The sequence below is a fragment of the Romboutsia faecis genome, from assembly GCF_014323405.1.
Lineage (GTDB): Bacteria > Bacillota > Clostridia > Peptostreptococcales > Peptostreptococcaceae > Romboutsia_E > Romboutsia_E faecis.
The window spans coordinates 116,561-141,617 of the sequence record NZ_JACRWE010000002.1; the positions used below are offsets into that span (position 1 = coordinate 116,561).

The following is a 25,057-nucleotide window of genomic DNA, read 5'->3' on the forward strand; positions in this document are numbered from 1 at the left end:
AGAGGTTTTTTTGTACATGTAACTCACTTTTTGTTATAATATGTATGTTAATCAAGTATATTATATAAAGGATAAAGGGATGAAAAAAATAAATAATAAGTTATTAAAAATATTATTACCGATTATATTTATAATATTTAACACTATATATTCTAATGCAGAGGAAAAAAAGAAAATATTATATATTAGCTCTGGTTCACCAACTTATACGTCAACACAGGAACAAATGTATGGATTTGATGAATTATTAAGAAATGATTATGAGATATATTATGAATATATGAATACATTTAAATATCCAGAAAAGGAACTTGAAGATTCATTTTATTCATTACTTAGCTATAAACTTAAGGTTTATCCAGAATTTGATGCAGTAGTATTTGTAGATGATGTTGCTAGTTCATTTGCATTAAGGCATACAGAACTATTTGGAGATAGCAAATTATTTTTATCTAGCGTATTTGATGATAAAATTATTGAAGATGCTAAAAATAAAAATATAGAATGTATAATTAGAGAATTTAAGCCAATTTCATCTAATGTTGAGATTATCACTGAGATTTATAAGAATAGCAAGAATAAAAAAAGACTAACATTAATAACAGGGCCAGAAGATATATATATGAATGAAATTAATGAATTTTATTCTTTACAAGGCAAGTATCCTAAATTAAAGTTTGAAAATAAAACAGTAGACTTTAAAAGTGAAGAAGAGCTAAAAGAAGTGTTTTCAAAATTTTCTAAAAGAGAAGATATTGTATTATTTTATAGTCCAAATAGCTCAACTGGTTCTAAAACAGTAAAAGATACAGATACAACATTAGGTTCTGTTCGTCAAATTTTAAATGCTATAGAAGGTGCAACTGAAGCACCTATATTTACAACTGTAAACTTAGGAATAGAATATGGAATGATGGGTGGATATACGATTGATTTTTATAAGCAAGGAAGTATTACTGGGGAAATAGTAAAAAATTTTTTACAAGGAAATAAAAATTATCCACCAATATTAGAAGGAGAGCATACAAGTACGCTAATATTTAATCAAAGGCAGTTGACAAATAATCTTATCAGTAAGAAACAAATTCCAAAGGATTCAGAAATTTTCTATGAGTCTGAAGAATTTTTTCAAACTTATAAAAGTGAGATAATACTTGTATTAATAATACTCGTAATATTATGCTTTATAATAGCATTTCTTATCTCAGAGAAAAACATATTTAAAAAAGCGAATAAAAAACTGCGAGAATCAAAGGAAATAGCTGAAGAGGCAAATAGGGCTAAAAGTAATTTTATAACAAATATTAGCCATGAGCTTAGGACACCAGTAAATGTAATCTCATCATCTTCTCAGTTAATAAAAAGAAACTTAGAAATTAAGGAAGAAATAGATAAAGAAAGTTTGATTTCTAATATTAATATGATTGAGAAAAATTCATATAGACTAATAAGATTGATAAATAATATCATAGATGTTACAAAATCAGATGCAGGGTTTAAGAAAGTAAATCTTCAAAATGTTGAAGTGATCAGTCTTATAGAAAATACTGTACTATCTGTTATCCCACTTGCGGATAGTAAAAATTTAAATGTTATTTTAGACACAGAAATTGAAGAACTTATAATGGCAATTGATATAGATAAAATAGAAAGAATTATGTTAAATTTACTTTCAAATGCAATAAAGTTTTCTTTTGATAAAGGAACTATATTAACTTATATATCAGTTGAAGAGAACAATTTAATAATATCTGTACAAGATGAAGGAATAGGAATAAAAGAAGAATCACTATCTGATATATTTAATAAATTTGTTCAAATAGATAATGGATTTACAAGGTTAAATGAAGGTAGTGGGTTAGGTTTATCACTTGTAAAGTCTTTTGTAAAGTTACATGAAGGGGATATAGATGTAAAATCGAATGAAGGTAAGGGCACTATCTTTATAATTAAACTTCCTATAAAAGTCATTGATTCTCCAGATGTAATTTATAATGCAGGTATAGATAATAAGAATGCTATAGCAGAACTTTCAGATATATATATATAAGATATAATTTTACGAATATAAAAGGAGTTTATATGAAAAAAATCTCAATGAGAGTTGTTTCTTTAACTGTAGTTATAACTATAGGATTATTGGTTGGTTGTAAATCAAAAGGTTTAGATAATAATTTAGAAAACGAAATAAAAGATACAAGTAAAATTGATTTAATAGAGTTATCAGAATATAAAAATACAGATATAAAAGATAGTAAAACTATAGAAATTATATTAGATAAACTATTAGCCAATATATATGTAAGAAAATTTAACTATGAAAATAAGTATGGAGATTATATATTAAATATTAAATATAGTTTAGCAAATGATTGGGACGAAAAAGATAAATTTAAGCTTATGAACTATAACTCAGTAGTATTATTCTCTTTGATAAAAAATTTAAGTACAATAAATTATATCTTAGAGGATTTTGATAATACTGTATATCAATTTAATAAAAATGCATATGATAAAACATACAATGTAGATTTAAGTGAATTACCAAATGATTTACAAAAATGGAAATATGTATTAGAAGAAGTGTGTCAAACTAAATAAAAGTAAAAAATGCGTATATCAAAACTTTGATATACGCATTTTTATAATATGTATGTTGATTATATGAATGAAAATTATATAAACTAAAAGTATATTGTTAAGAATAGTTCAATCATACTTAATGGTGAAACACCAAAAGGATTTTTAATAAATAAAATGAAGATAATTAAAAAGCATATAATATAAATTAGAAATTTATAAATCTTAGATAGCGTAGATTTTATTATAGCTATAAAAATAAAATAAAACCATGTAAAAAATAAAGATATAAAGCATAACATATTTACAGTTAAACCTAGAATACCGACATTATCGTATACAGGTGAATTATTAAACTTAAAAGCAAAAAAGTCTATAAAAGTTGAAAAAATACTACTAATTATTGATATTGAACCAATTAAACTAAGAGATTTTCTAAATTTAATTTTCTCATTGAAACAATAATACTTATCCATATATCTGTGGAGTATATCAAATTTATTGTTAGTAACTAAAAGAAATTTACTAAATAAAAATGAAGTTATTCCAGTTGAAAAGACAGTAAAATAAACCCCAAGCATATGATTTTATCCCCTTCCCTAAATTTTTCCATAATTTAGTATACACCATATTATAAATTTAAAAAAGTGGAATTAAAATAAGAAATACATTTAAATGAATCTATTAAATTAGAATTAGGTTAGTTTATGAGTTTACTAAAAAATCATAAAACTTTTTATAATTAGAAGCAAAAATTGAGTTTTTTAAGAATATAAAATTGAATTCATGATATAAGTTCATATTATTGATATCTAATATAACAAGTTCTTTTTTAGAAATTTCTTTTTGAGCAGCTTTTTCGTACATTATAGATACTCCTAAATTATCCTTAATTAAATCTTTAATTACATTGATGTTTCCAATTTCAACAATATGATTGAAGCTCTCATAAGAATAATTATTTTCGTAAAGATGTATTTCAAAGATTTCTCTACTCCCAGAACCTTTTTCCCTAATAATCAAAGTTTCTTTACATAAATCTTCAAATGAAATAGATTGTTTTAATGTAAGTTTATTTAAAGGTGAAGCTATAGCAACTAATTTTTCCTTACTTACTAAATAAGTTTCATATTCAGCTTTATCAAAATGACCTTCTATAATTGCGAATTCAATATTGCCTTTATTTAAATTTTCTAATAAAAATTTAGTATTATTAACAACCATAGATAGATTATCTTTAGGATACAATCTAAGGTAATCTTTTAAATACTTAGGTAGATAAAATTCTCCAATAGTTCTAGTAGCACCAAAAACTAATGATTTATGTCTTGTACTAGAATCTTTTAAATGATGCTCTATGTTTATAGACATGGTTTGTAGCTTTTGAACATTACACAAAAAATCTATTCCTTCTTGAGTTAATACTAATTTTTTACTCATATAATCAAAAAGTTTTAAGTTATATTTTTCTTCTAAAAGCTTTATATGTTGGCTTACTGCTGGTTGAGTAATAGATAAATTTTTTGCTGTTTTTGTATAACTTTTAGTCTCACATAAATCTATAAATGTTTTTAATCTAAAATCAATCATAGTATCCCCCTAATATTTTTATAAATATAGAAATCCTTATAACGAGATTGTACTATAAGAAAAATTTATAAATCAATAAATATTTATAATTTTACATTATATTAAAAACTAACTACAATTATGGTGTAAATTGATTAGAAGTTATCTAAGGGGTGAAGATTATGAATATTTTAGTTATTGGAGGAGTTGCAGCAGGAACAAAAACGGCAGCAAAGCTTAAAAGAGAAAATAGAGATTATAATGTAACTATTATTACAATGGGAAAGGATATATCATATGCAGGTTGTGGTCTTCCTTATTATGTTGGTGGAGTAATAGAAAATAAAGAAAGCTTGATTATTAATACTCCAGAAAATTTTGAAAAATTAACTCAAGTTAAAGTTATTACAAATACAGAAGTTTTAAAGATAAATAGAGATAATAAAACTGTTATCACTAAAAATACAGTTACTAGTGAAGAAAAAGAATTTAAATATGATAAGTTAGTTATAGCAACAGGTGCAGATCCTATAAAGCCAAAATTAGATGGAATAAATCTAAAAGGAATTTATTATGTAAGAACTCCTGAAGATGCAATTAAATTAAGAAGTATTATAGAAAATGAGAAAATAAAAAGAGTAGTAGTTGTCGGAGGTGGGTTTATTGGTTTAGAAATAGCAGAAAATTTATTAGAAAATAATATAAAAACTACTGTTATAGATGCAAACGAAAACATACCACCTGGATTTGACAAAGAGGTTTCTTTATACTTACAAGAAAAACTTATAGACAATGGCATTATGATATTAACAAATGAAAAAGTAGTTTCTATAATTGGAGATGAAAAAGTTAGTAAGGTGAAAACAAATAAAAGAGCAATCAAAGCAGATTTAGTGATAATGAGTGTAGGTATAAAGCCAAATACTAAAATAGCTGAAGAGTGTGGATTAAATTTAGAAGACAATAAAACTATAAGTGTTGATTACAATATGCAAACAAGTGATGAAAATATATTTGCAGTTGGTGATTGTGCATCTGTAAAAAATATTATAACAAATAAATCCACATGGTCTCCAATGGGCTCGTCAGCAAATAAAGAAGGTAGATGTGTAGCAAGAACAATAGCAGGAAAAGAAAGCAAGTTCAATGGTGTATTAGGAACATCTATAGTAAAATTATTAGACATAAGTGCAGCAAGAACAGGGCTTACAGAGAAGGATGCTATAAGTTTAGGATACAATACAGAAAGTGTAATAGTACCACTAGATGATAAAGCTCATTACTATCCAGGATCAGGTTTATTGTTTATAAAATTGATAGCAGATATAGATAGTGAAAAAATATTAGGAGCTCAAGTGTTTGGAAAAGGTAGCGTAGACAAGCAAATTGATACAGTAGCTACGTCAATTCATTTTGGAGGAAAATTAAGTGATTTACAAGATTTAGACTTAGCTTATGCTCCACCATTTTCAACAGCAATATCTCCACTAGGCCATGCAGCAAATGTTCTTTTAAATAAAATTACAGAAGGTGTAAAAATAGTTAGATTTGAAGATTTTATAGAAAATAAAGATAGTTATAAGATTGTTGATGTAAATAAAGTACCTACTTTAGAAAATGCATTATATTTAGATTTATCAAATATAAATGGGAAAATAGAGAACTTAGATTATGATGATAAAATTCTTTTAGTATGTGCAAGAGGTAAAAGAGCTTATTTGACATATAACAAAATGAAGTACTATGGATATAAGGACGTAAATATATTAGAAGGTGGATTATCACTAAATAAAGAAGTGGGGGAATTATAAAATGGGGGAAAAAAGTAAGATGAAAATAACACCAGAACAAAGAAAAGTAGTAAAAGGGCAAGGTTTTTTATCAAATAATGATGGTAAACATTTTTCTTGTAGAATAATAACTGAGAATGGAGCATTAACAGTTAACCAGCTTAAAAATGTATGTGAAGTAGCAGAAAAGTATGGTAATGGTAATATATCTCTTACAACAAGATTAACTATAGAGGTTCCTGGAATAGAATTTAATGATATAGAAAATGTAAAAAAACATTTATCTAAAGATGGATTAAAGTCTGGAGGTACTGGTTCAAGAGTTAGACCAATAGTTCCATGTAAGGGAACTGTCTGTACATTTGGTCTTTTAGATACTCAAAAACTAGGAAGTGAGCTTCATAAAGAATTTTATAATGAATACTACGATGTAAAGCTACCTCATAAGTTTAAAATAGGAATAGGTGGATGTCCTAATAATTGCATAAAACCAAGTTTAAATGATTTTGGTTTAATGGGGCAACATGTACCTGAATATGATGAAGATATATGCTCTGGATGTAAAAAGTGTGCAATTGAATTAATTTGCAAGGTAGGAGCAGCTAAAGTAGTAGATGGAAAATTAGTTATAGATAGAGAGAAATGTAATAATTGTGGCTTATGTATAGATAAATGTCATTTTGATGCAATAGAAGAAGGGAAAAGAGGTTTAAAAATAATATTAGGAGGTAAATGGGGGAAATTATCAAGACCTGGAACTCCAATGAAAAATATATATACAATAGAAGAAGCTAAGGAGATATTAGAGAAAACAATATTATTATACAGAGAGCAAGGAAAAACTGGAGAAAGATTTGGAGATATGATAGACAGAATAGGTTTTGATAAAATTCAAGATGAATTATTAAATGGAGATATCTTAGAAAGAAAAGAAGAGATATTAAATGCAGAACTTCATATAACTGGTGGAGCAACTTGCTAAAATATGTATAGATTGGCTTATAAGGGTATGAGTAAGAAAAAAACTAATATAAATAAAAATAATGGATATGTATAATTTAATACATATCCATTATTTTTATTTATATTAACTATTAATTTATTTTTTTATATACTATTGGATCTTCAAACCCAAATGTTTTTTTATCTCCTTTATAGAAAACTTCACTTACATAAAGCATTCCATTTTCTACTCTTTCTTTTAAAATGAATTTAGTTACAGGTGAGAACATACTAGTGCTTTCTCCAGTGAAAACTCCATTTTCTTCGTTATAAACCATAGGAGTGAATTTCTCTGATTTAGCTAATTCATTGTAGTCCATGACTAAACTTTCATTATCATTTCTAAACTCTTCTTGAGAAACTCCTTTAGGTAACTCGTAAGATTCTAATACTACTTTATTATCATCATTTAAAGTAAATAAGAATAAGTGAGGTAAAATATTTTTTCTATTTCCTTGTTCATAGTAACTTTCCTCTATAACAAAGTAACCTTTAAAGTTTTCTGGCAAATTTTTTATTTTGTGATTACAAACGCCATTAATATGACTGGCCTTTGGATGTAATACTTCTCCGTTAGAAAGCTCATTATTAATTTGATCGTCATTATTAAATTTTCCACATAAATTTTCTACAAAAACTTTTAATACATCCATAGAATATGTACCCTCCAATGATTTTATTATAAATAATTTATACAAATAATAATTTAAATATGCAAAATTATTTAATAAATAATGTACTCCTATAAATAGAAAATGTCAATTATTTTTATTTAAAATATTATATATTAAACTTTGGCAATCTGTAAAAACACCATCAACATTATACTTAATCATTTTTAAAACTGATAAAGGAGTATTAACAGTATACACGAATATTTCTAAATTATTATCATGTGCTAAATCTATAATATTTTTTCTAAGAAGTCTTTTGCTTATATGAATACTACTGACATTTAGTTTTTTTGCATGTTCAACTATATTTATTTCAGGAGTATAATCACTTTTGTGAGAATAAAGGGCACCATATTTTAAGTTGGGCTCAATATTTTGAAATTTTCTTAAGCATTTATAATTAAAGCTTGATATGAGTATCTTGTTTTCAAGCTTATATTTCTTAATTAAGTTAATCAAATCTTCTTCTAATTTATAACTAATTGAATCAGGTTTTACTTCTATATTTAAAATAATATTTTTATCTTTTATAAGATTAAAAACCTCTTCTAGAGAAGGGATTTTGCAATATTTATTATTTTTAAAAAGAAGTTTCTTGCACTTAAAGGACTGAAGTTCCTTTAAGGTATAATCTTTCACAAAACCCTTACCTTTAAATGTTCGATTAATAGTTTCATCGTGTATTACAACTAATTGATTATCTTTAGATTTATGAATATCTAACTCAATCCCATAGATAGGTAGACTTAAAGCTTTTTCAAAGGCTAATATAGTATTTTTAGGGTAAAACCAGCTGTCTCCTCTATGAGCAAATATTTTCATGATGCCTCCTTAATTTATTAGTACTTAATTTTTAATCCTACATAAGCATGTGGTACATCTTTGTATTCTAGATTAACTCTTATAGCACCTGTATGCTCGTCAGCCTTAGAACCATAATAATCACTGTAAATAGGTGTTACGAAAGAGTAATACTTAGGAGGATTAAATTTTAAATAATAAACACCTGATTGTAAATTTTCAAATTTATAATAGCCATCAACTCCATCAAAGCATGAAGAATATGTTGAAGCAATGGGAGTATTGTAATTATCATATAAGGTTATAAATACATTATTAATTCCTCTAGAGCTATAGCTATAAAGGGAAGTATTAACTGGAGATTTAAAGATTATACCAGAAATAAAATAGTTGTAATCTTTAGGTTTTATTAGCGTGGTATTCTCAGGAGAAATACAAGCACTTAAGTTATATATAGAATTATCTATGAAAATTTGTTTAGAGAATCCAGTTCTAGGGTTAAAATTATTATTACAATAACCATCAGACAAATGATAGCCTTTAGGAGAAATTATTCTAATAAAATAATAATCTTCTTTAAGGTTTTTGAATTCATAGTTACCCTCATAATCAGTGTAAGTATGTTTAATAGGAAGTACTAAATTATTAAGATTAAAAAGCTCTACTTTAATATTAGATGCATTAATACTAGAACATCTTAGGCAGCTATTGTTTTTAGTAGAAAGATTTATTTTTCCATATATACAACCTGAATTTTTACCAGTATTAGAAGCAGATGGAAAAAAGTTTGAGATTGTAAGTAAGTTTTTATTTTCTGAGTTAACTTCTGGTAAATTGCCATTAAACAAAATATTTTTAGGTTTTATATTCCCTTCAAAATTATCTAAGATAAGATTACCGCTAATATATCCATCGTATAAATTTCCAGTTGAAAAAGGAGCCAATAATGAGCCCTTTATAGAAACTTCTGTAGAGTATAAAGATTTTGATTGAGGAAAGTTAAAAACTATTAAGCTTATTTCTTCATTTGTAGGAGGTACACCATTTCTCAATGTGCAGAAGTTACCAAAAGATATATGTTCTCCTAATACATTGATTAGAATAGTAGAAGTTTTAGGGGCTATAATATCAATAACTTCTAAATTTTCAAAGGATATATTTGAATTATTGATGTTTGAGCCATCTATAGTAAATATATTTAGATATATATCTTCTCCAGATAAAGTTAATATATTATTAGTCAAGCTGACACTTGCATTATCATCTAAACTTGCCCAAAATCGTGAAGCATTTTGTAAGTAATTTTTAGTATCTTCAAAGTTTATAGTATCGTCAACTATAGGATCATGAGATATATTATTAGAATTAATCATAGTATACTTTATAATATTGCGATAATCTTTAATTATTGTGTTACCATTAGAATTAATTCCACCATCTATATTTACTTTACCACCAATTATTAGATCTGCTCTAGATGTAGAGAAAGGAAGATTGGTTCCAACATTATAATTTACTAAATTTGCATTATTGGCAATAGCCACACGACCTTCGCATTCAATATTGTATTGAGTAGCATTTCCGAGTACAAAAACATTAAAGTCATTTGCATACTTGAAATTAGCACTGTTACTTTTAAGATGCATAGAATTTCATCTCCATTTACATAAATTTTATACTTAGAATTGATTTGAGTATGACAATAAGAGTTATGAGAATTATAATTATATAGTATATAAATATGCAGGATAGTATGAAAATATAAGAAAAAAATTTATATACTAAACCTTGTCAAAAGTTGACTATATTAAAATGTAATTGTATAATTATATATACTTATAATTATTTAAAAATTTAGAAAATTACAAGAAAAGGGGGAACAAGTATGAAAAAGAATCTAGATACATTAGTAGTTGGGTTTGCATTATTTTCTATGTTCTTTGGGGCAGGAAATTTGCTATTTCCACCATATTTAGGTCTTGTATCAGGTGATAATTGGCTTACGTCACTAGGAGGATTTGTATTAGCAGATGTAGGTTTGGCATTATTAGTTTTATTAGCTGTAGTAAAAGGAACAGGAAAGCTAGAAAGTGTTTTAATTAGAGGAGGTAAGGGATTAGCAAATGTAATAGGAGCAGCAGCAGTTATTTGTATAGGACCACTATTGGCTATACCAAGAACAGCGGCAACTACATATGAAATGGGAATACAACCGATGTTAAATACGTCAGGTAGTGTTATACCAGTTATAGTTTCAGTAGTATTTTTTGGATTAACATTAGTACTTACAATAAAACCATCAAAAGTTGTAGATATAGTAGGAAAGGTATTAACGCCATTATTAATTTTATCTCTTATAGCATTAATCGTACTTGGAGTATTAAATCCAATTGGAGAGATAAGTTCAAATGTTATGATAGAAAATAATTTATTTGCAGAAGGTGTTTCTCAAGGGTATTTAACTATGGATGCTTTAGCAGCAGGAGTTTTTGCAGGGGTAATTATAAATGCAATTATAAATAAAGGTTATAATAAAACATCTGAAAAGGTAACTTTAACAATAAAAGCAGGATTAGTAGCAGCTATAGCCTTAGCATTAATTTATGGAGGTCTTACATATTTAGGTGCAACACTATCTACTAAATTTGGAATAGACACTCCACAAGCGTTATTAATGGTTGAAATAACATCTGCTTTACTTGGAAATCCAGGAAAAATATTATTATGTGTAATAGTATCTTTAGCATGTTTAACTACTGCAATCGGTTTAACATCAGCTACAGGAGAGTATTTCTCAAATATTACCAATGGAAAATTAAAATATGAAACTATAGTAGTTTTAGTTTGTGTATTTAGTGCTATTGTATCGAACTTTGGAGTTGGAACTATAATAAAATTCTCAGCACCAATATTAGAAATAGTTTATCCTGTGCTTATGGCATTAGTTTTATTATCATTGACATGTTCACGTGTTAGAAATGATAATATATTTAAGTGTGCAGCTTATGTAACTTTAATTGTAAGTTTATTAACTGTAGCAAATGGCTTATGGAAAGTGGCACCATTTGTGGAAAAATTACCACTAGCACCATTAGGTTTTAACTGGATATTGCCAGCTATAGGCGGAGCTATAATTGGCTCATTTATAAAAGATAAAAAATCATCATTTTTATTAAAAGATAAATATGGAACTGAATAATAAAAATATATAAATATTTGAAAAATAGATTAGTAGTAAAAAAGTATATTTATAGAAAAACCCTTATAATATATAATATAGTTTAAGCTATATATTATAGGGGTGATTTTATGGAAAAAATAATTAAAGTAGTAGATATGCTATTAGATGGACTTAAAAAAGTTTTGGTAAGATTTAAAAATGCTAAATTCGGCTTACTTTTTATTATAAATATATTCAAAATACCAGATTTCATGACAGATAGTAGAGTAAGCATAATTAGTAAACTAAAGGTAATTTTTTCAATTGCTGTAGCTATTTTATACATGGTTTCTGCTATAGATTTCATTCCTGAAATGATAACTGGAGTATTTGGAATGTTTGATGACTTACTTGTCTTAGTTTGGTGTTTGGGAATCATGAGTGAAGAAATCGAAAAATATAAGACTATGATAAATGACAGAAAAGATTCGAATATAATAGAAGATGTGGATTTTAAAATAAAAGATGAAAAATAAAAGGTCTATCTCAAATTAAGATTTAGAAAATATAAATCTATTTTGAGGTAGACTTTTTTATTATACATAGAGTTTAGCTAAATATTTCATTAAGAGATTTGACTAAAATTCTATTTTCTTCAGGTTTTAATATACATACTCTGAAGAAATATTCATCAAGACCATCAAAAGAAAAACAATCTCTTATAATTATTTTTTTTGAAATTAATTTTTTTCTTAATATACTAGCTGTCATTGTTTTTGATTTTATTTTACATAAAATAAAGTTACCTTTACTTTCATATACATGTAGATCATTAAACTTGTTTAATTCATTAGTTAGATAATCTCTTTCTTTAAGTATAACGTCTGTACTATGATCTATAAAATCTTTATCATTAAACATTATTTCTCCCATAGTAGATGCGATAATATTTATATTCCATAGGTCTAGATGAGAATTTATTTTAGCTTTTAAATTATTATCACCTATAAGACCATAACCAAGCCTTAATCCTGGAGTTGAAAAGAACTTTGAAGTACCTCTAATTACAAAAATATTTTTGTATTTATCGACTAAGCTAGTACAAGAATAAATATCAGTATCTGTGAATTCAACGTAAGTCTCATCAATCATTATAAAAGATGAAGTAGATTTAAGAATTTCTTCAATTTCTTTTGATGAGAATGTAAATCCAGTAGGATTATTTGGATTACATATTATTATTAAATCATAGTTATTTTTTGATATATTTTCAGCTAAGTCTTTGATACTTATCTTAAAGTCATCTTCAGCCTTAGAAAAGTATTTTGTAATAGTACAATTAATTTTAGATAGTTCACTTTCATATTCAGAATATGCTGGAGAAAGTAATAAAGCATTTTTAGGGTTTAGTGTTTTTATAAATGAAGATATTAGCTCAGTTGCTCCACTTCCTAAGACTATATTCTCATATGAACATTTACAATAATTTGATATAGATTTTTTTAAATCTATATAACTAGGATCTGGATACATTGATACTATATCTATGTTATTGATTATATATTCTTTAGCAAGTTTTGATGTACCAAAAGGATTTATATTAGAGCTAAAATCCATTAACTCTTCTTTTGAAAAACCATATTTGCTAGATAAATCATATAAGTTTGCACCATGATTTATACTCATTGAAATACCTCCTAATAGTCGTGTATGTATACTATATGTATACCATTATTATGTTTATAAATAGAGTATAATACAAATGAAAAGTTTATTCCAAGACTTTAAGTTAAAAGTTTATTATCTTATAGATTGAATTTACAATAATAAAAGAATGCATAAAATAAAAATACGAATTATAAAATAAAAATAAAAGAAAATATTCAAAAGTTAACAGTTTTATGGTATACTGATAAAGTAAAACATACGGAAAAGTACAGGAGGTTAAGATGTTCAAAGTTACTGGAGTAATGTTATCTGAAGAGGAAATAAAAGCTAAAGTATATGAAATAGCTAAGAAAATAGAAAAAGATTATCAAGGTGAAGATTTATTAATAGTTGGAATTCTTAAAGGTGCTAGTGTATTTGTAGCTGACTTAATAAGAAATATAGACTTAGATGTAGATATGGATTTTATGAGTGTATCAAGCTATGGAAACTCAACTGAATCTTCTGGAACAGTTAAGATAATAAAAGACTTAGATGTAGATATAGAAGGAAGAAATGTACTAATTGTAGAGGATATAATTGATTCAGGATTAACTTTAAGCAACTTAGTAGCTGCTTTACAAACTAGAAATCCAAAATCTTTAAAATTATGTACTTTATTAGACAAACCACAAAGAAGAACTGCAAAAATGCATGTGGATTATGTTGGATTTGTTATTGAAGATAAGTTCATAGTTGGATACGGGATAGATTATGCCGAAAAATACAGAAACTTACCATATATAGGTGTAGTTGAAGATGTTTAAAATATAAGTTATATAAATTTTTATCTAACAAATGAGACCACTTAAAATATTACATTTTAAGATAGGTCTCTTTTTTATATAAAAGTATAATAATTTTATTAGGAGTTAAAAGCTAAATAATCATTCTAGATAAATTTTATATTTTTTATATATTTTGTAAAGAAAAGATTAAAATAAGATTAGGTAATTAAATAAAGATGTATTTATTTTATAAAATTATGTATAATTGCAATATGAGAATAGATGAGGAGGATAACTATAGTATGGATCTTCAATTAAGGATATTAATGTTTCTTCAGAGTATAAGATCTCCATTTTTAAATATAGTATTTTTGATTTTTACAATTAGTACAGAAGCACCTGTAATAGTGTTAGTATCAGCATTAATGTACTGGTGTATTAATAAAAAGTATGGTCAGAGAATGTTATTTTCCATAATAGGAAATTTTGTCATAAACACTGGTGTTAAGGAATTTGTTAAAGCAATTAGGCCAATAGGTATACCAGGTTTAGAATCGATGAGAGTATCAACTGCTACAGGATATTCATTCCCAAGTGGACATACTCAAACTGCAACGTCTTTTTGGACGAGTATTATGATTTTAGCAAGGAAAAGTTGGGTTTACGTATTAGGTATACTTATGATAGTAGTAGTAGGTGTATCAAGATTATATTTGGGAGTGCATTGGCCTATAGATGTGGCTTTTGGTTGGATATTTGGAATTTTATTTAGTGTAGTTTTTATAAGATTATTTGATTATGTTGATAAGTATAAAAATTATTGGATTTTAGTATTATTATTAATTGTATTCGCGATCGTTGGATACTTTATAAATAGTGAATCTTACATAGAATACTTTGGAATTTTGACTGGATTTGTAATTGGATATATAGTTGAAGATAAATTTATAAACTTTAGTACTGATAAAAGAAATAGACAAGCTATTAATTTTAGTAGAAATAGTAAGAATGAAAATAGAGTAAGTATAATATTTAAAAGGTTTATTATAGGTATAATTTCTTTAGGTGTAGTATATATGTTATTAAAATCTGCAGCCTATCTTATACCTAAGTATTTTGAAGTTAAAAACTTTGAAATTTATAGTGTGATAGTAAATTATATTAGATATTCATTAGTTGTATTCTATGCAGTAGCAGGAGTACCACTTTTATTTAAAGTATTAAATTTAGATGATTAAGAAAGATATAGAAGGTGATTATTTGAAGAAAGTAGTAGTAATAGGAGCAGGAGCAGCAGGGATGATAGCAGCAGCGACAGCAGCTGATAGAGGACTAGATGTAGTGCTACTTGAAAAACAGCATAGAGTTGGAAGAAAATTATTAATAACAGGTAAAGGTAGATGTAATATAACAAATGCTTGCGATATTGAGGAACTAATAGAAAATGTACCTACAAATGGAAAATTTTTATATAGTGCTTTTTATACATTTACAAATGATGATGTTATTGATATGTTCAATAATTTAGGTGTAAGTACAAGGGTTGAAAGAGGAAAAAGAGTTTTTCCAGAAAGTGACAAAGCACGTGATGTAGTAGATGCATTAGAAAGACATATAAAAAATAAAAAAGTAAAATTAGAGCTAAATGCAGAAGTAAATAAGATAGTAGCCACTAATGATAAAGTTGAAAAAGTAATTTTAAAAAATCGAAAAGAAATAAAATGTGATTCTGTAATTATTGCTACAGGTGGGGTAAGTTATCCTTTAACAGGTTCAACAGGAGATGGATACAAGTTTGCAAAATCACTAGGTCATACAATAATTGACACGAAACCATCATTAATAGGTATAGAAGTACAAGAAGGATTTGTTAAAGATTTAGAAAAATTAGCATTAAGAAATGTATCAATAACTGTGCTAAATAGTAAGAATAAAAAAGTATATGATGATTTTGGAGAAATGGAATTTACAAAGTATGGTCTTGATGGTCCTATTATAAAATCTGCAAGTTGTAGAATGAAAGATACTACAAAAGAGAATTATAAAATAGTGGTAGATTTAAAACCTGCTTTAGATGAGGAAAAGCTTGATAAAAGAGTTCAAAAAGATTTTCAAAAGTATACTAATAAAAGATTTGAAAATGCTTTAAATGATTTATTACCTAAAAAGCTAATTCCAATAATAATTGAACTAAGTAGTATCCCAAAAGACACTGTAGTTCATCAAATTTCTAGAGAACAAAGAAGAAGTCTAGTAAGTTTACTTAAGAATTTTACATTTACAGTAAAGAGATATCGTCCTATTGAAGAAGCTATAGTAACTTCAGGAGGCATTAAGGTAAATGAAATAAATGCTAGCACAATGGAGTCAAAATTAGTACAAGGGTTATTTTTTGCTGGAGAAGTTATAGATGTAGATGCGTATACAGGTGGATTCAATCTTCAAATAGCATTTTCAACAGGATATTTAGCTGGTATTAATTGCTAGTTAATGCAATAATTTACCTGAATTAAAAAAATCTAATTTCATATAATACTACCAAGAAACAAAATAATTAACAGAAAAGAGGTAGTCAACATGGCAAGTAACAACAACAATAACAAAACAGTAGTACCAGGAGCTAAAGCAGCATTAAATCAAATGAAATTAGAAATAGCTAATGAACTTGGTATGGCTAACTATCAACAAGTTGATAAAGGAAATCTTACTGCAAGAGAAAATGGTTATGTAGGTGGATACATGACTAAAAAATTAGTTGAAATGGCAGAACAACAAATGTCAGGAAGACAACAACAACAATAATAAACAAATAAAAACATACAGTGCCCTATAGATATCTTTAGATATCCTATAGGGCTTTATTTAATTATAAGTTAAATGAAGGTAATAAAATACTAATCTATGGACAAAATAATTAAAGAGATAAATTTACATAAGGAGCAGTGATATTATGAGTACAGTGAATTTTGAAGAAATAAAAACAAACTTTATAAATGCAGATTTAGATGAAAAGATACGTATTTATACTACAACAGAAGGGTTATCTGTAGAACAGTTTAGAGAGTTATTAAAATATTATCCAATACAACATCTATCAAAGTTAGAAAAAGCTTTAGGATAGAATATAGTTAATAGCAACATAAAAGGAGTTATATAAATGATAAATTCATTTTTATAGCTCCTTTTTATGTAATAGGTCATTAGAATATTTAATTTATAAAGTAAGTATGTTATTTTATACGAATTTAATAATATGAAATGATGAGAACATAAGTTATATATGATATTGAGTTTTTTTCTAATGAGTATTTTCTTTATTAACATAATTATATATTCTTTCATTACCAAGGTCTATAGTACCTGTTTGTATGTATTTTACTATACTGTCTAAATCATTAGAATTTAGATAATCAATTGGAATAGTTAAAGTACGACCACTAGATTCTAAAAGATTTTTTAATTTTATTTTTTGTGAAATATTAGGTTTTACATTATTATTAGTCTGATACTTCTTTTTTTTACCTTTTGATAAGTTATCATTTTGTATGTCTATTAATGTGTTTATATAATTTATGTATGAATTTTTAAAATCTAATTCATGTGTGTATTTTTCATCAAGTATATTATAGATATCTTCACTTGATAATATATTTTCTGCAAACTTATCAGCTGTTAACTTTCCTGTTATAATTCCTTTTTGGTATTTTCGTAGTATTTTTTTTGTATAGCTATATATTTTACTTCTAGTCTCTAAATCTAGCTTTTCAATTTCCACGTTATAAACACTCCTTTTGTTAGAATAATAAGCAAAATACCTCTTTTTTAATTATTGCCAAGTATAAAAAATATTATAATTGTAAAAATATATAAATAAATAATTATGTAAAGAGAGGAATTATTTATGATAAATGGAATAATAAAGTTATTTTACTCAGAAGTAGTAAAAACTAAGATGAGAAATTTACCATCATCAGAATATAGATTAAGGGATGAATGTAAAGATATTCAAAATATAACTTTAAAAATAGATAGCGTGTTTTTTAAAGCGTTAAAATTTATACTTGGAGTTTTAATTTTATTTTTTGCTTTTAATATGAAGTTTATTTTAGGAATAGAAGTACTTCTACTTGAAATTACTTATGTAGTTTATAAAAGAAATTTAGAAGTAAGGATAAAAGGTAGTCTTGAAAATATAAGAAATAGTATAGAAATTAAAGCAACAAATGTCCTTGATGAAAAGGGGAAAACTGGAATAAATTTACTGTCTAGTTTAATTATAATAGGCATTCTAACTGGCTTTAACTATATTATAGTAATAAGCTTTTTAACTGTTTTTCTATTTACTATAAAACACATATGTAGTAATATAAAATAGAATAAATAGTATCGTGGGGAGGGCATAGGATGAGTAAGGATATTTATAAAATGAGAAATTTAGTAGAGATATCATCTATGGTAGCAGAGTCTTCTGATTTCTTTATGATAAAAGATAAAATAATAGAAAAAATGCTAGAAGTAGTACATCCAACTAAGGCATGCGTTAATTTATTTTATAAAAATAATTACAAGTATGCCTATTTAGTGTGTTCACAGACATTGGAAAAAATACCATACCTTTTTCCCATAGGAGGAACAATAGGTGTGAAAATAGATTTTTCTACTTATCCTAAGTATATACATGAAGCAGTTAAAGAAAAGAAAGTAGTATATGTAAAGAATATATTTGAAGATAAAAGAGCAGTAGAAGAAAGAGAAATGGCTAAGTCAGAAGGATATGTTGGTAGGATTGTTTTTCCTCTTATAGTTAATAATATTGTAGTAGGATTTATGACATGTTTCTTAACTGAAAAGGATACTATTTCAGATTATGATATAGATTTTATATCATCGGTGGCATCTTTAATAGCTTTATCAATAGAAATAACTACCAAAAACAATAATATGCAAAGACTAGTGCATAAGTTAAGGGGAGCTATAAGCTCAATCAATGAAGCTACAAAAAAGCTTTATCATAATAAAAACCTAAATGAATTTTTAGATCACTTAAGTGAGCAGGCTTGTGATATTACAAATAGCAAAGAAGCATTAATTATTATAGATGAAGAACGATATAAAGGTAAAATATCTAGTTCTTACAACATGGAAAAAAGAAAAAAAGTAAAAACTGATGTGTATTCTTCTATAGGAGAAATCTTATCAAAAGAAGATATGGGAGGATACTGCAATAGTGCAAGTTCTTGTATTTTAAATAATGTAAATATAGATACCTATATTTACTATAAGCTATATGATAAGAATAAGGTTATCGGATGTATAGTTTGTTCTAATAGTGATAGTTATACAAAAGATGATTTAAATATATTAAGTATACTAGCCAATCAAGTAGCCGTTGGTATGCAACTATATGAATACAATATTATAGATGTTAAACATAAACTATTAGCAAATGAGCTTAATATTTTAAATGAACAGCAAAAACTTATAATGGATAAAAGCAAGATGGAATGCAATAATGAAAAAGAATTATATTACTATCATAGACCTGCAAGAGTTGTAGGAGGAGACTTCTACTATGCTACTAGAGTTGATGAGGATAATATAGTTTACATAGTTGCAGATGTCATGGGCCATGGTATTGTATCAAATTATGTAGTAGCAATGATAAAAGGAGCATTTAAAGTTCTTTGCCATCAGTATAAAACTCCTGGAGAAATCATGACGAACTTAAATAAAATGCTATATGATGAATTTGATAAGATGGGAGTATTTACTACTTGCTTAATAAGTGTATTTAATACTAAAAACAATACAATATCAGTATCAAATGCAGGTCACTATAGTCCTATTATTATAAATAATGATGGTTCAATAAAGAGAAATTTAAATTGTGCCAAAGGAATACCAATAGGAATACTTGAAGAATCAGAATACACAAGTAATATTTTTGATGTTGCAGAATGTCCTATGATTTGTATGTTCACTGATGGGGTATTAGAAATAAAAAACAAGGAAAAAGAAGAGTACGGAATAACAAGATTAGAAGAGTTTTTGAAAAAAAATTATTATAACAATCAAGAAAAGATTATAGAAAATATAAAAACAGAATTAAAAGAATTTGCATCTACAGATAGTTACGACGACGATATAATGATAGTAATGTTAAAAAATATATAGGGGAGATCAAATTGGAAAATATAGAGGTTTTAATTATAAATGCAAGTCCTAGAAAAAATAAAAATTGTTTTTTTATTTCTAATATAATATCATCTAAATTAAAAGAACGTAATATAAGTTACGAGGTGTTTAATATATATGATATGAATATAGAATACTGTAATGCATGTGGGTTTTGTGAAAAAACTGGATATTGTAGGATAAAAGATGAAATGACTCCAATGTATGAAATATTTAATAAAAGTAAGGGTACTATAGTTGTAAGCCCAGTTTATTTTGACTCTGTAACGGCTAAACTAAAAACTCTTGTAGATAGAACTCAAGCATTTTATGCTAGTAAGTATATACTTAAAAAGCCATCAATAGATAGAAGTAAAAAACGTATAGGTATGTACATAGCAGTAGGAGGAGCAAATCCATATGATACACAATTTAAAGGTGGACAAATAGTAATGGATTTTTTCTTTAAAAGTATAAATACAAAACTGATGTATAATTTATATCTAAATAATACAGATGATTTAACATCTAGAGAAAATATAGAATTTAGACAAAGACTAGATGATAACCTAGAACAATATATAGAAGGACTTATCTTGAAATAAGCGTTTATATAATACCGTACTTAAGAGTTAAATATACATTATTTTATGTTTAACTCTTAAGTCCAAACATTATATAGCTTTATCTTGAGATATGTCCTTTTAGCATATTTGAAAGAAAGATAATAAAGAGAGGGATGATAACATGTTAAGATATTTGACAAGTGGAGAGTCACATGGGCAGAGTTTAATATCAATATTAGATGGAGTTCCATCAAATATTGAATTAAATATAGATGAAATTAATGAGGAATTAAAGAACAGACAATCTGGATATGGACGTGGCAAAAGGATGGAAATAGAGCAAGATACAATTAATATACTAGGTGGAGTAAGAGGTAAGAAAACACTTGGAGGTCCTATATCCATTGAAGTAAAGAATAAAGACTATGAAAATTGGTCTAAATATATGAATCCTATGGATGATGTGGACTTAGAAAGTAAGAAGGTAAGTAATGTAAGACCTGGACATGCTGATTTAGTAGGTTGCTTGAAATATGATTTTGATGATGCAAGAAATGTATTAGAAAGATCTAGTGCAAGAGAAACTGCCAGTAGAGTTGCAGTAGGTGCAATTTGTAAGCAAATACTTAAAAACTTTGATATATATTTTACTTCTCATGTTGTTCAAATAGGGAACATAAAAGACAATAACTTATATGAATTTGACTACATAAAAGAAAATGTTGATAATAGCCAAGTTAGATGTGTAAATAAAGATATAGAAAAAGATATGATACATGAAATTGACAAAGTAAAGTCAACTGGAGATACAATTGGTGGTGTAGTAGAGATAAGGGTTAAAAATGTTATACCAGGACTAGGCTCATATACTCATTTTGATAAAAAGATTGATGGAGAGTTAGCAATGCATCTAATGGGTACTCAAGCTATAAAAGGTGTTGAGATTGGAATTGGATTTGATGTTGCTAATAACTATGGTTCGAAGGTTATGGATGAGATAATTTATAACGACGAAGATGGAATAAGAAGAAATACCAACAGGTTAGGTGGAATAGAAGGTGGAATGACTACCGGAGAAGAAGTGATAATAAGATGTGCCATGAAACCTATACCAACCCTGTACAAACCATTAAACTCTATAAATATTAATACTTTAGAAAGTTATCAAGCAAGTATAGAGAGATCTGATAATTGCGCTGTTCCTGCTTGTAGTGTGGTATGTGAAAATGTAGTAGCCTTTGTAATATGTAAATATTTTTTAGATAAAATAGGTGGAGATAATTTATTGGATTTAAAGGAAAATTATAATTCATATATAAAAAGGTTAGGTGATAGAGGATGGAAGAGATAAATAATAATGTATGTACAATAGTTCTGGATAAAGGGTATGGATGCTTTGAAGATGTATTACAAGAAAAAAATATATATGATTCAGTTTTGATAATAAGTGACAGTAATGTTTACAATGCTCAAGGAGATAATTTTATAAAAAATCTTAAAAGTAAAATTATATATGAGTATATAGTTTCGCCTGGTGAGGATACTAAATCTTTAGATGTTTATGAAAAAATAATAGAATACTGCGTAAAAGTAAATTTATCTAGAAAATCAGTAATAATTGCATTAGGTGGAGGGGTAGTAGGTGATTTAGCTGGATTTGTAGCATCAACATATATGAGAGGTATAGATGTTATACAAGTTCCAACTACGCTTTTAGCTCAAGTAGATTCATCTATAGGCGGTAAGACAGGTATAAATATAGGCAACTTTAAAAATATCATAGGAAGCTTCTATCAACCAAAATTCACATATATAAATGTAGATGCATTAAAAACATTACCAGAGAATGAATTTAAAAGTGGGATGAGTGAAGTTATAAAATATAGTTTAATTTATGACTATTATTTCTTAGATTATTTAATAGATAATAGCAAAGAAATACTTAATAAAGACATTGAAAAATTATATTATATAGTTAAAAAGTGTGCAAATATTAAGGCTGAGGTAGTAGGCAATGATGAAAAAGAGGGTGGACTTAGGAAAATACTAAACTTTGGTCATACTTTTGGGCACGGAGTAGAAAAATTATGCAAGATAAGTCATGGTAATGCTGTTAGTATAGGAATGAATATGGCATTTAAATTATCTTTAAGAGAAAGATTTATAGAAGAAGAATACTACAATAAGTTTTTAAAAGTATGTGAAAGTTATGATTTACCAATAGCATTCGAAAATGCAGATGAACAAAGCGTTCTTAATATAATGAAAAGCGATAAGAAGAATAGTTTTTCTAAAATAAATTTAGTTTTACCAGTAGGATTAGGTAAAGTAGAAGTAGTAGATAATATCTCAGAGGATTTGATATTAGATATAATAAGGGAGTGTAAAAATGCTTAGAGGTAGTTTTGAACTAATAGGAGATAAATCAATATCACATAGAGCAATAATGTTTTCATCAATATCAAAAGGAAATAATAAAATAAGCAATTTCTTAATGGGGCAAGACTGTTTAAGCACAATTTCTTGTTTTAGGAAAATGGGAGTTGATATAGATATACAAGGTAGAGACGTTTTTGTAAAAGGAAATGGACTTAGAAACTTAAAAAAGCCAAATGATATTCTTGATGTAGGTAATTCTGGAACAACAATAAGACTTATGATGGGTATATTAGCAGGTAATAATTTTGAATCAACTATCATAGGTGATGAATCAATAGGAAAAAGACCTATGAAAAGAGTTACAGATCCACTTAAGTCTATGGGTTGTAAAATTAAAGGAAAAGATGATGCGAATTACACTCCAATAGTAATTACTGGAGGACATTTACATAGTATCAATTACCACATGCCTGTTGCATCAGCACAAGTAAAGTCGTCATTAATATTAGCCAGCTTATATGCAGATGGGCAAAGTATGATACATGAAAAAGTAAAATCAAGAAACCATACAGAAATAATGCTTAAATCTTTTGGAGCAAATATTGATGTTGATGATTTAACAATAAAAATAAATCCAGTAGAAGAATTATATAATCAAGATATATATGTTCCTGGTGATATATCTTCAGCAGCATTTATAATAGTTGGAGCTTTAATTACTGAAGGATCAGAAGTACTTATAAAAAATGTTGGATTAAACGAAACAAGAACAGGAATACTAGATGTTGTAAAGAATATGAATGGGAATATAGAAATATTAGAAAAAAGGTTTGTTGGAGGGGAAATTGTAGGTGATTTATTAGTAAAATATAGCCCTAACCTTCAAGGGACAATAATTAATAAAGAAATAATACCAAGATTAATTGATGAAATTCCTGTAATAGCAGTTTTAGCAACTCAAGCAGAAGGAACTACTATAATAAAAGATGCTCATGAATTAAAAGTTAAAGAAAGTAACAGAATAAAAGCCGTAGTGGATAATTTAAAGAAAATGGATGCAGATATAGAAGAATTAGATGATGGAATGACAATAAAAGGGAAATCTAAGCTAAAAGGTGCACAAATTGAAACATTTAATGATCATAGAATTGCTATGGCATTTTCAATAGCAAATTTAATTAGTGAAGGTGAAGTTTCATTAGATAATAAACTATGTATAGATATTTCATTCCCAGGATATTTTGATTTATTGAAAGATTTGTCAAAATAATTTCGATACCGTTTGATTTTAGGATTATTTTTATGTATAATTAAGTTGGATATTTTATAAAATTTGTAGGAGGATACATTAATGAAATTACCAATAGCTTTATCAAATAGACACATACATTTAAGTCAAGCAGATATAGATGTATTATTCGGAGAAGGACATGAGTTAACTCATTTCAAACCATTATCTCAACCAGGACAATTTGCTTGTGAAGAGAAAGTTGACTTAGTAGGACCAAAAGGAGCTATAAAAGGAGTTAGAGTTTTAGGACCAGCTAGACCAGCTACTCAAGTTGAAATATCTTTAACTGACGGATTCGCTTTAGGAGTAAAAGCTCCAATAAAAGAATCTGGAGATATAGCAGGAACTCCAGGATTAAAATTAGTAGGGCCTAAAGGTGAAGTTGAAATAGCTGAAGGTGTTATAGTTGCAGCTAGACACATACATATGAGCTTAGAAGATGCTGAAAAATTCGGTGTTAAAGATAAGGACATAGTAAGTGTTAGAACTTTTGGACCAAGAGGTTTAGTATTCGAAAACGTATTAGTTAGAGCTAGCGAAAAATTTGCTTTAGAAATGCACGTAGACATGGAAGAAGGAAATGCTGCTGGTGTTAGAAATGGAGAGTTAGTAGAATTAATAAAATAGTTCTATTAT

General features: G+C 26.7%; 24 protein-coding genes. 18 read left to right on the plus strand and 6 right to left on the minus strand.

Annotated features, from left to right (window positions below; all coding sequences use genetic code 11):
* Positions 1 to 79 precede the first annotated feature (79 nt).
* Together H8923_RS03905 and H8923_RS03910 are read left to right on the plus strand one after the other, a co-directional pair.
* A complete protein-coding gene (locus H8923_RS03905; RefSeq protein WP_172976674.1) occupies positions 80 to 2,050 on the plus strand; it encodes a sensor histidine kinase in 1,971 nt (656 codons plus the stop codon).
* A 32-nt stretch (positions 2,051 to 2,082) separates the two neighbouring features.
* Positions 2,083 to 2,601 (plus strand): DUF4825 domain-containing protein, encoded by a 519-nt coding sequence (locus H8923_RS03910; RefSeq protein ID WP_153923832.1) that lies wholly within the window; start codon positions 2,083 to 2,085, stop codon positions 2,599 to 2,601.
* 684 nt (positions 2,602 to 3,285) lie between these two features.
* Here H8923_RS03910 and H8923_RS03915 read toward each other — a convergent pair.
* Entirely contained in the window at positions 3,286 to 4,170 is an 885-nt protein-coding gene (locus H8923_RS03915; protein WP_153923834.1) for a LysR family transcriptional regulator, read from the minus strand.
* 161 nt (positions 4,171 to 4,331) lie between these two features.
* On the opposite strand from H8923_RS03915, the gene H8923_RS03920 reads away from it, so the two are divergent.
* On the plus strand, positions 4,332 to 5,960 hold the full coding sequence (locus tag H8923_RS03920) for an FAD-dependent oxidoreductase (RefSeq protein WP_153923836.1): 1,629 nt from the start codon (positions 4,332 to 4,334) through the stop codon (positions 5,958 to 5,960).
* 1 nt (position 5,961) lies between these two features.
* Complete coding sequence (locus tag H8923_RS03925; RefSeq protein WP_153923838.1) at positions 5,962 to 6,921, plus strand: 4Fe-4S binding protein; 960 nt, start codon at positions 5,962 to 5,964, stop codon at positions 6,919 to 6,921.
* A 112-nt stretch (positions 6,922 to 7,033) separates the two neighbouring features.
* Here H8923_RS03925 and H8923_RS03930 read toward each other — a convergent pair whose 3' ends face one another.
* The 3 genes from H8923_RS03930 to H8923_RS03940 form a co-directional block, all read right to left on the minus strand.
* The gene (locus tag H8923_RS03930) at positions 7,034 to 7,594 is read right to left on the minus strand and encodes a hypothetical protein (RefSeq protein WP_153923840.1); all 561 of its coding nucleotides are present in this window, start codon (positions 7,592 to 7,594) and stop codon (positions 7,034 to 7,036) included.
* A gap of 105 nt (positions 7,595 to 7,699) precedes the next feature.
* A complete protein-coding gene (locus tag H8923_RS03935) occupies positions 7,700 to 8,437 on the minus strand; it encodes a glycerophosphodiester phosphodiesterase family protein (protein WP_153923842.1) in 738 nt (245 codons plus the stop codon).
* Between the two features lie 17 nt (positions 8,438 to 8,454).
* Positions 8,455 to 10,062 (minus strand): choice-of-anchor A family protein, encoded by a 1,608-nt coding sequence (locus H8923_RS03940; protein ID WP_153923844.1) that lies wholly within the window; start codon positions 10,060 to 10,062, stop codon positions 8,455 to 8,457.
* Between the two features lie 239 nt (positions 10,063 to 10,301).
* On the opposite strand from H8923_RS03940, the gene brnQ reads away from it, so the two are divergent.
* Both brnQ and H8923_RS03950 read left to right on the plus strand, forming a co-directional pair.
* Positions 10,302 to 11,615, plus strand: a complete 1,314-nt coding sequence (brnQ, locus tag H8923_RS03945) for a branched-chain amino acid transport system II carrier protein (protein ID WP_153923846.1) — start codon at positions 10,302 to 10,304, stop codon at positions 11,613 to 11,615.
* A 110-nt stretch (positions 11,616 to 11,725) separates the two neighbouring features.
* Entirely contained in the window at positions 11,726 to 12,112 is a 387-nt protein-coding gene (locus H8923_RS03950) for a YkvA family protein (protein ID WP_153923848.1), read from the plus strand.
* A 73-nt stretch (positions 12,113 to 12,185) separates the two neighbouring features.
* On the opposite strand, the gene H8923_RS03955 is transcribed toward H8923_RS03950, so the two are convergent.
* Complete coding sequence (locus H8923_RS03955) at positions 12,186 to 13,262, minus strand: pyridoxal phosphate-dependent aminotransferase (RefSeq protein ID WP_153923851.1); 1,077 nt, start codon at positions 13,260 to 13,262, stop codon at positions 12,186 to 12,188.
* Positions 13,263 to 13,525: 263 nt separating this feature from the next.
* Here H8923_RS03955 and hpt point away from each other — a divergent pair, with 263 nt between their 5' ends.
* The 5 genes from hpt (at position 13,526) to H8923_RS03980 (ending at position 17,132) form a co-directional block, all read left to right on the plus strand.
* A complete protein-coding gene (hpt, locus tag H8923_RS03960; protein ID WP_153923853.1) occupies positions 13,526 to 14,050 on the plus strand; it encodes a hypoxanthine phosphoribosyltransferase in 525 nt (174 codons plus the stop codon).
* A gap of 263 nt (positions 14,051 to 14,313) precedes the next feature.
* Entirely contained in the window at positions 14,314 to 15,249 is a 936-nt protein-coding gene (locus H8923_RS03965) for a phosphatase PAP2 family protein (protein ID WP_153923855.1), read from the plus strand.
* 22 nt (positions 15,250 to 15,271) lie between these two features.
* On the plus strand, positions 15,272 to 16,498 hold the full coding sequence (locus H8923_RS03970; RefSeq protein ID WP_153924332.1) for a BaiN/RdsA family NAD(P)/FAD-dependent oxidoreductase: 1,227 nt from the start codon (positions 15,272 to 15,274) through the stop codon (positions 16,496 to 16,498).
* Between the two features lie 90 nt (positions 16,499 to 16,588).
* Positions 16,589 to 16,813, plus strand: a complete 225-nt coding sequence (locus H8923_RS03975; RefSeq protein WP_153923857.1) for an alpha/beta-type small acid-soluble spore protein — start codon at positions 16,589 to 16,591, stop codon at positions 16,811 to 16,813.
* Between the two features lie 148 nt (positions 16,814 to 16,961).
* Positions 16,962 to 17,132 carry a hypothetical protein gene (locus H8923_RS03980; RefSeq protein WP_147542266.1) on the plus strand — a complete coding sequence of 57 codons (171 nt, stop codon included), beginning with the start codon at positions 16,962 to 16,964 and terminating at the stop codon, positions 17,130 to 17,132.
* A gap of 177 nt (positions 17,133 to 17,309) precedes the next feature.
* Here the strand turns inward: H8923_RS03980 and H8923_RS03985 are convergent, their stop codons facing one another.
* A complete protein-coding gene (locus tag H8923_RS03985) occupies positions 17,310 to 17,786 on the minus strand; it encodes a hypothetical protein (RefSeq protein ID WP_187127839.1) in 477 nt (158 codons plus the stop codon).
* Positions 17,787 to 17,912: 126 nt separating this feature from the next.
* Between H8923_RS03985 and H8923_RS03990 the strand changes: the two genes are divergently transcribed.
* From H8923_RS03990 to pduL, 7 genes are all read left to right on the plus strand, one after another.
* Positions 17,913 to 18,386 (plus strand): hypothetical protein, encoded by a 474-nt coding sequence (locus H8923_RS03990; RefSeq protein ID WP_153923859.1) that lies wholly within the window; start codon positions 17,913 to 17,915, stop codon positions 18,384 to 18,386.
* Positions 18,387 to 18,415: 29 nt separating this feature from the next.
* Entirely contained in the window at positions 18,416 to 20,185 is a 1,770-nt protein-coding gene (locus H8923_RS03995; protein WP_153923861.1) for a GAF domain-containing SpoIIE family protein phosphatase, read from the plus strand.
* 5 nt (positions 20,186 to 20,190) lie between these two features.
* Positions 20,191 to 20,790 (plus strand): flavodoxin family protein, encoded by a 600-nt coding sequence (locus H8923_RS04000; protein WP_187127868.1) that lies wholly within the window; start codon positions 20,191 to 20,193, stop codon positions 20,788 to 20,790.
* A 142-nt stretch (positions 20,791 to 20,932) separates the two neighbouring features.
* Positions 20,933 to 22,102 (plus strand): chorismate synthase, encoded by a 1,170-nt coding sequence (gene aroC / locus H8923_RS04005; protein ID WP_153923865.1) that lies wholly within the window; start codon positions 20,933 to 20,935, stop codon positions 22,100 to 22,102.
* On the plus strand, positions 22,090 to 23,148 hold the full coding sequence (gene aroB / locus H8923_RS04010; RefSeq protein WP_153923867.1) for a 3-dehydroquinate synthase: 1,059 nt from the start codon (positions 22,090 to 22,092) through the stop codon (positions 23,146 to 23,148). The genes aroC and aroB overlap by 13 nt, the downstream gene beginning before the upstream one ends.
* Complete coding sequence (gene aroA / locus H8923_RS04015; RefSeq protein ID WP_153923869.1) at positions 23,141 to 24,400, plus strand: 3-phosphoshikimate 1-carboxyvinyltransferase; 1,260 nt, start codon at positions 23,141 to 23,143, stop codon at positions 24,398 to 24,400. Before aroB ends, aroA begins: the two co-directional genes overlap by 8 nt.
* 81 nt (positions 24,401 to 24,481) lie before the next feature.
* The gene (gene pduL, locus H8923_RS04020; protein ID WP_153923872.1) at positions 24,482 to 25,048 is read left to right on the plus strand and encodes a phosphate propanoyltransferase; all 567 of its coding nucleotides are present in this window, start codon (positions 24,482 to 24,484) and stop codon (positions 25,046 to 25,048) included.
* The last annotated feature ends 9 nt before the right edge of the window (positions 25,049 to 25,057 follow it).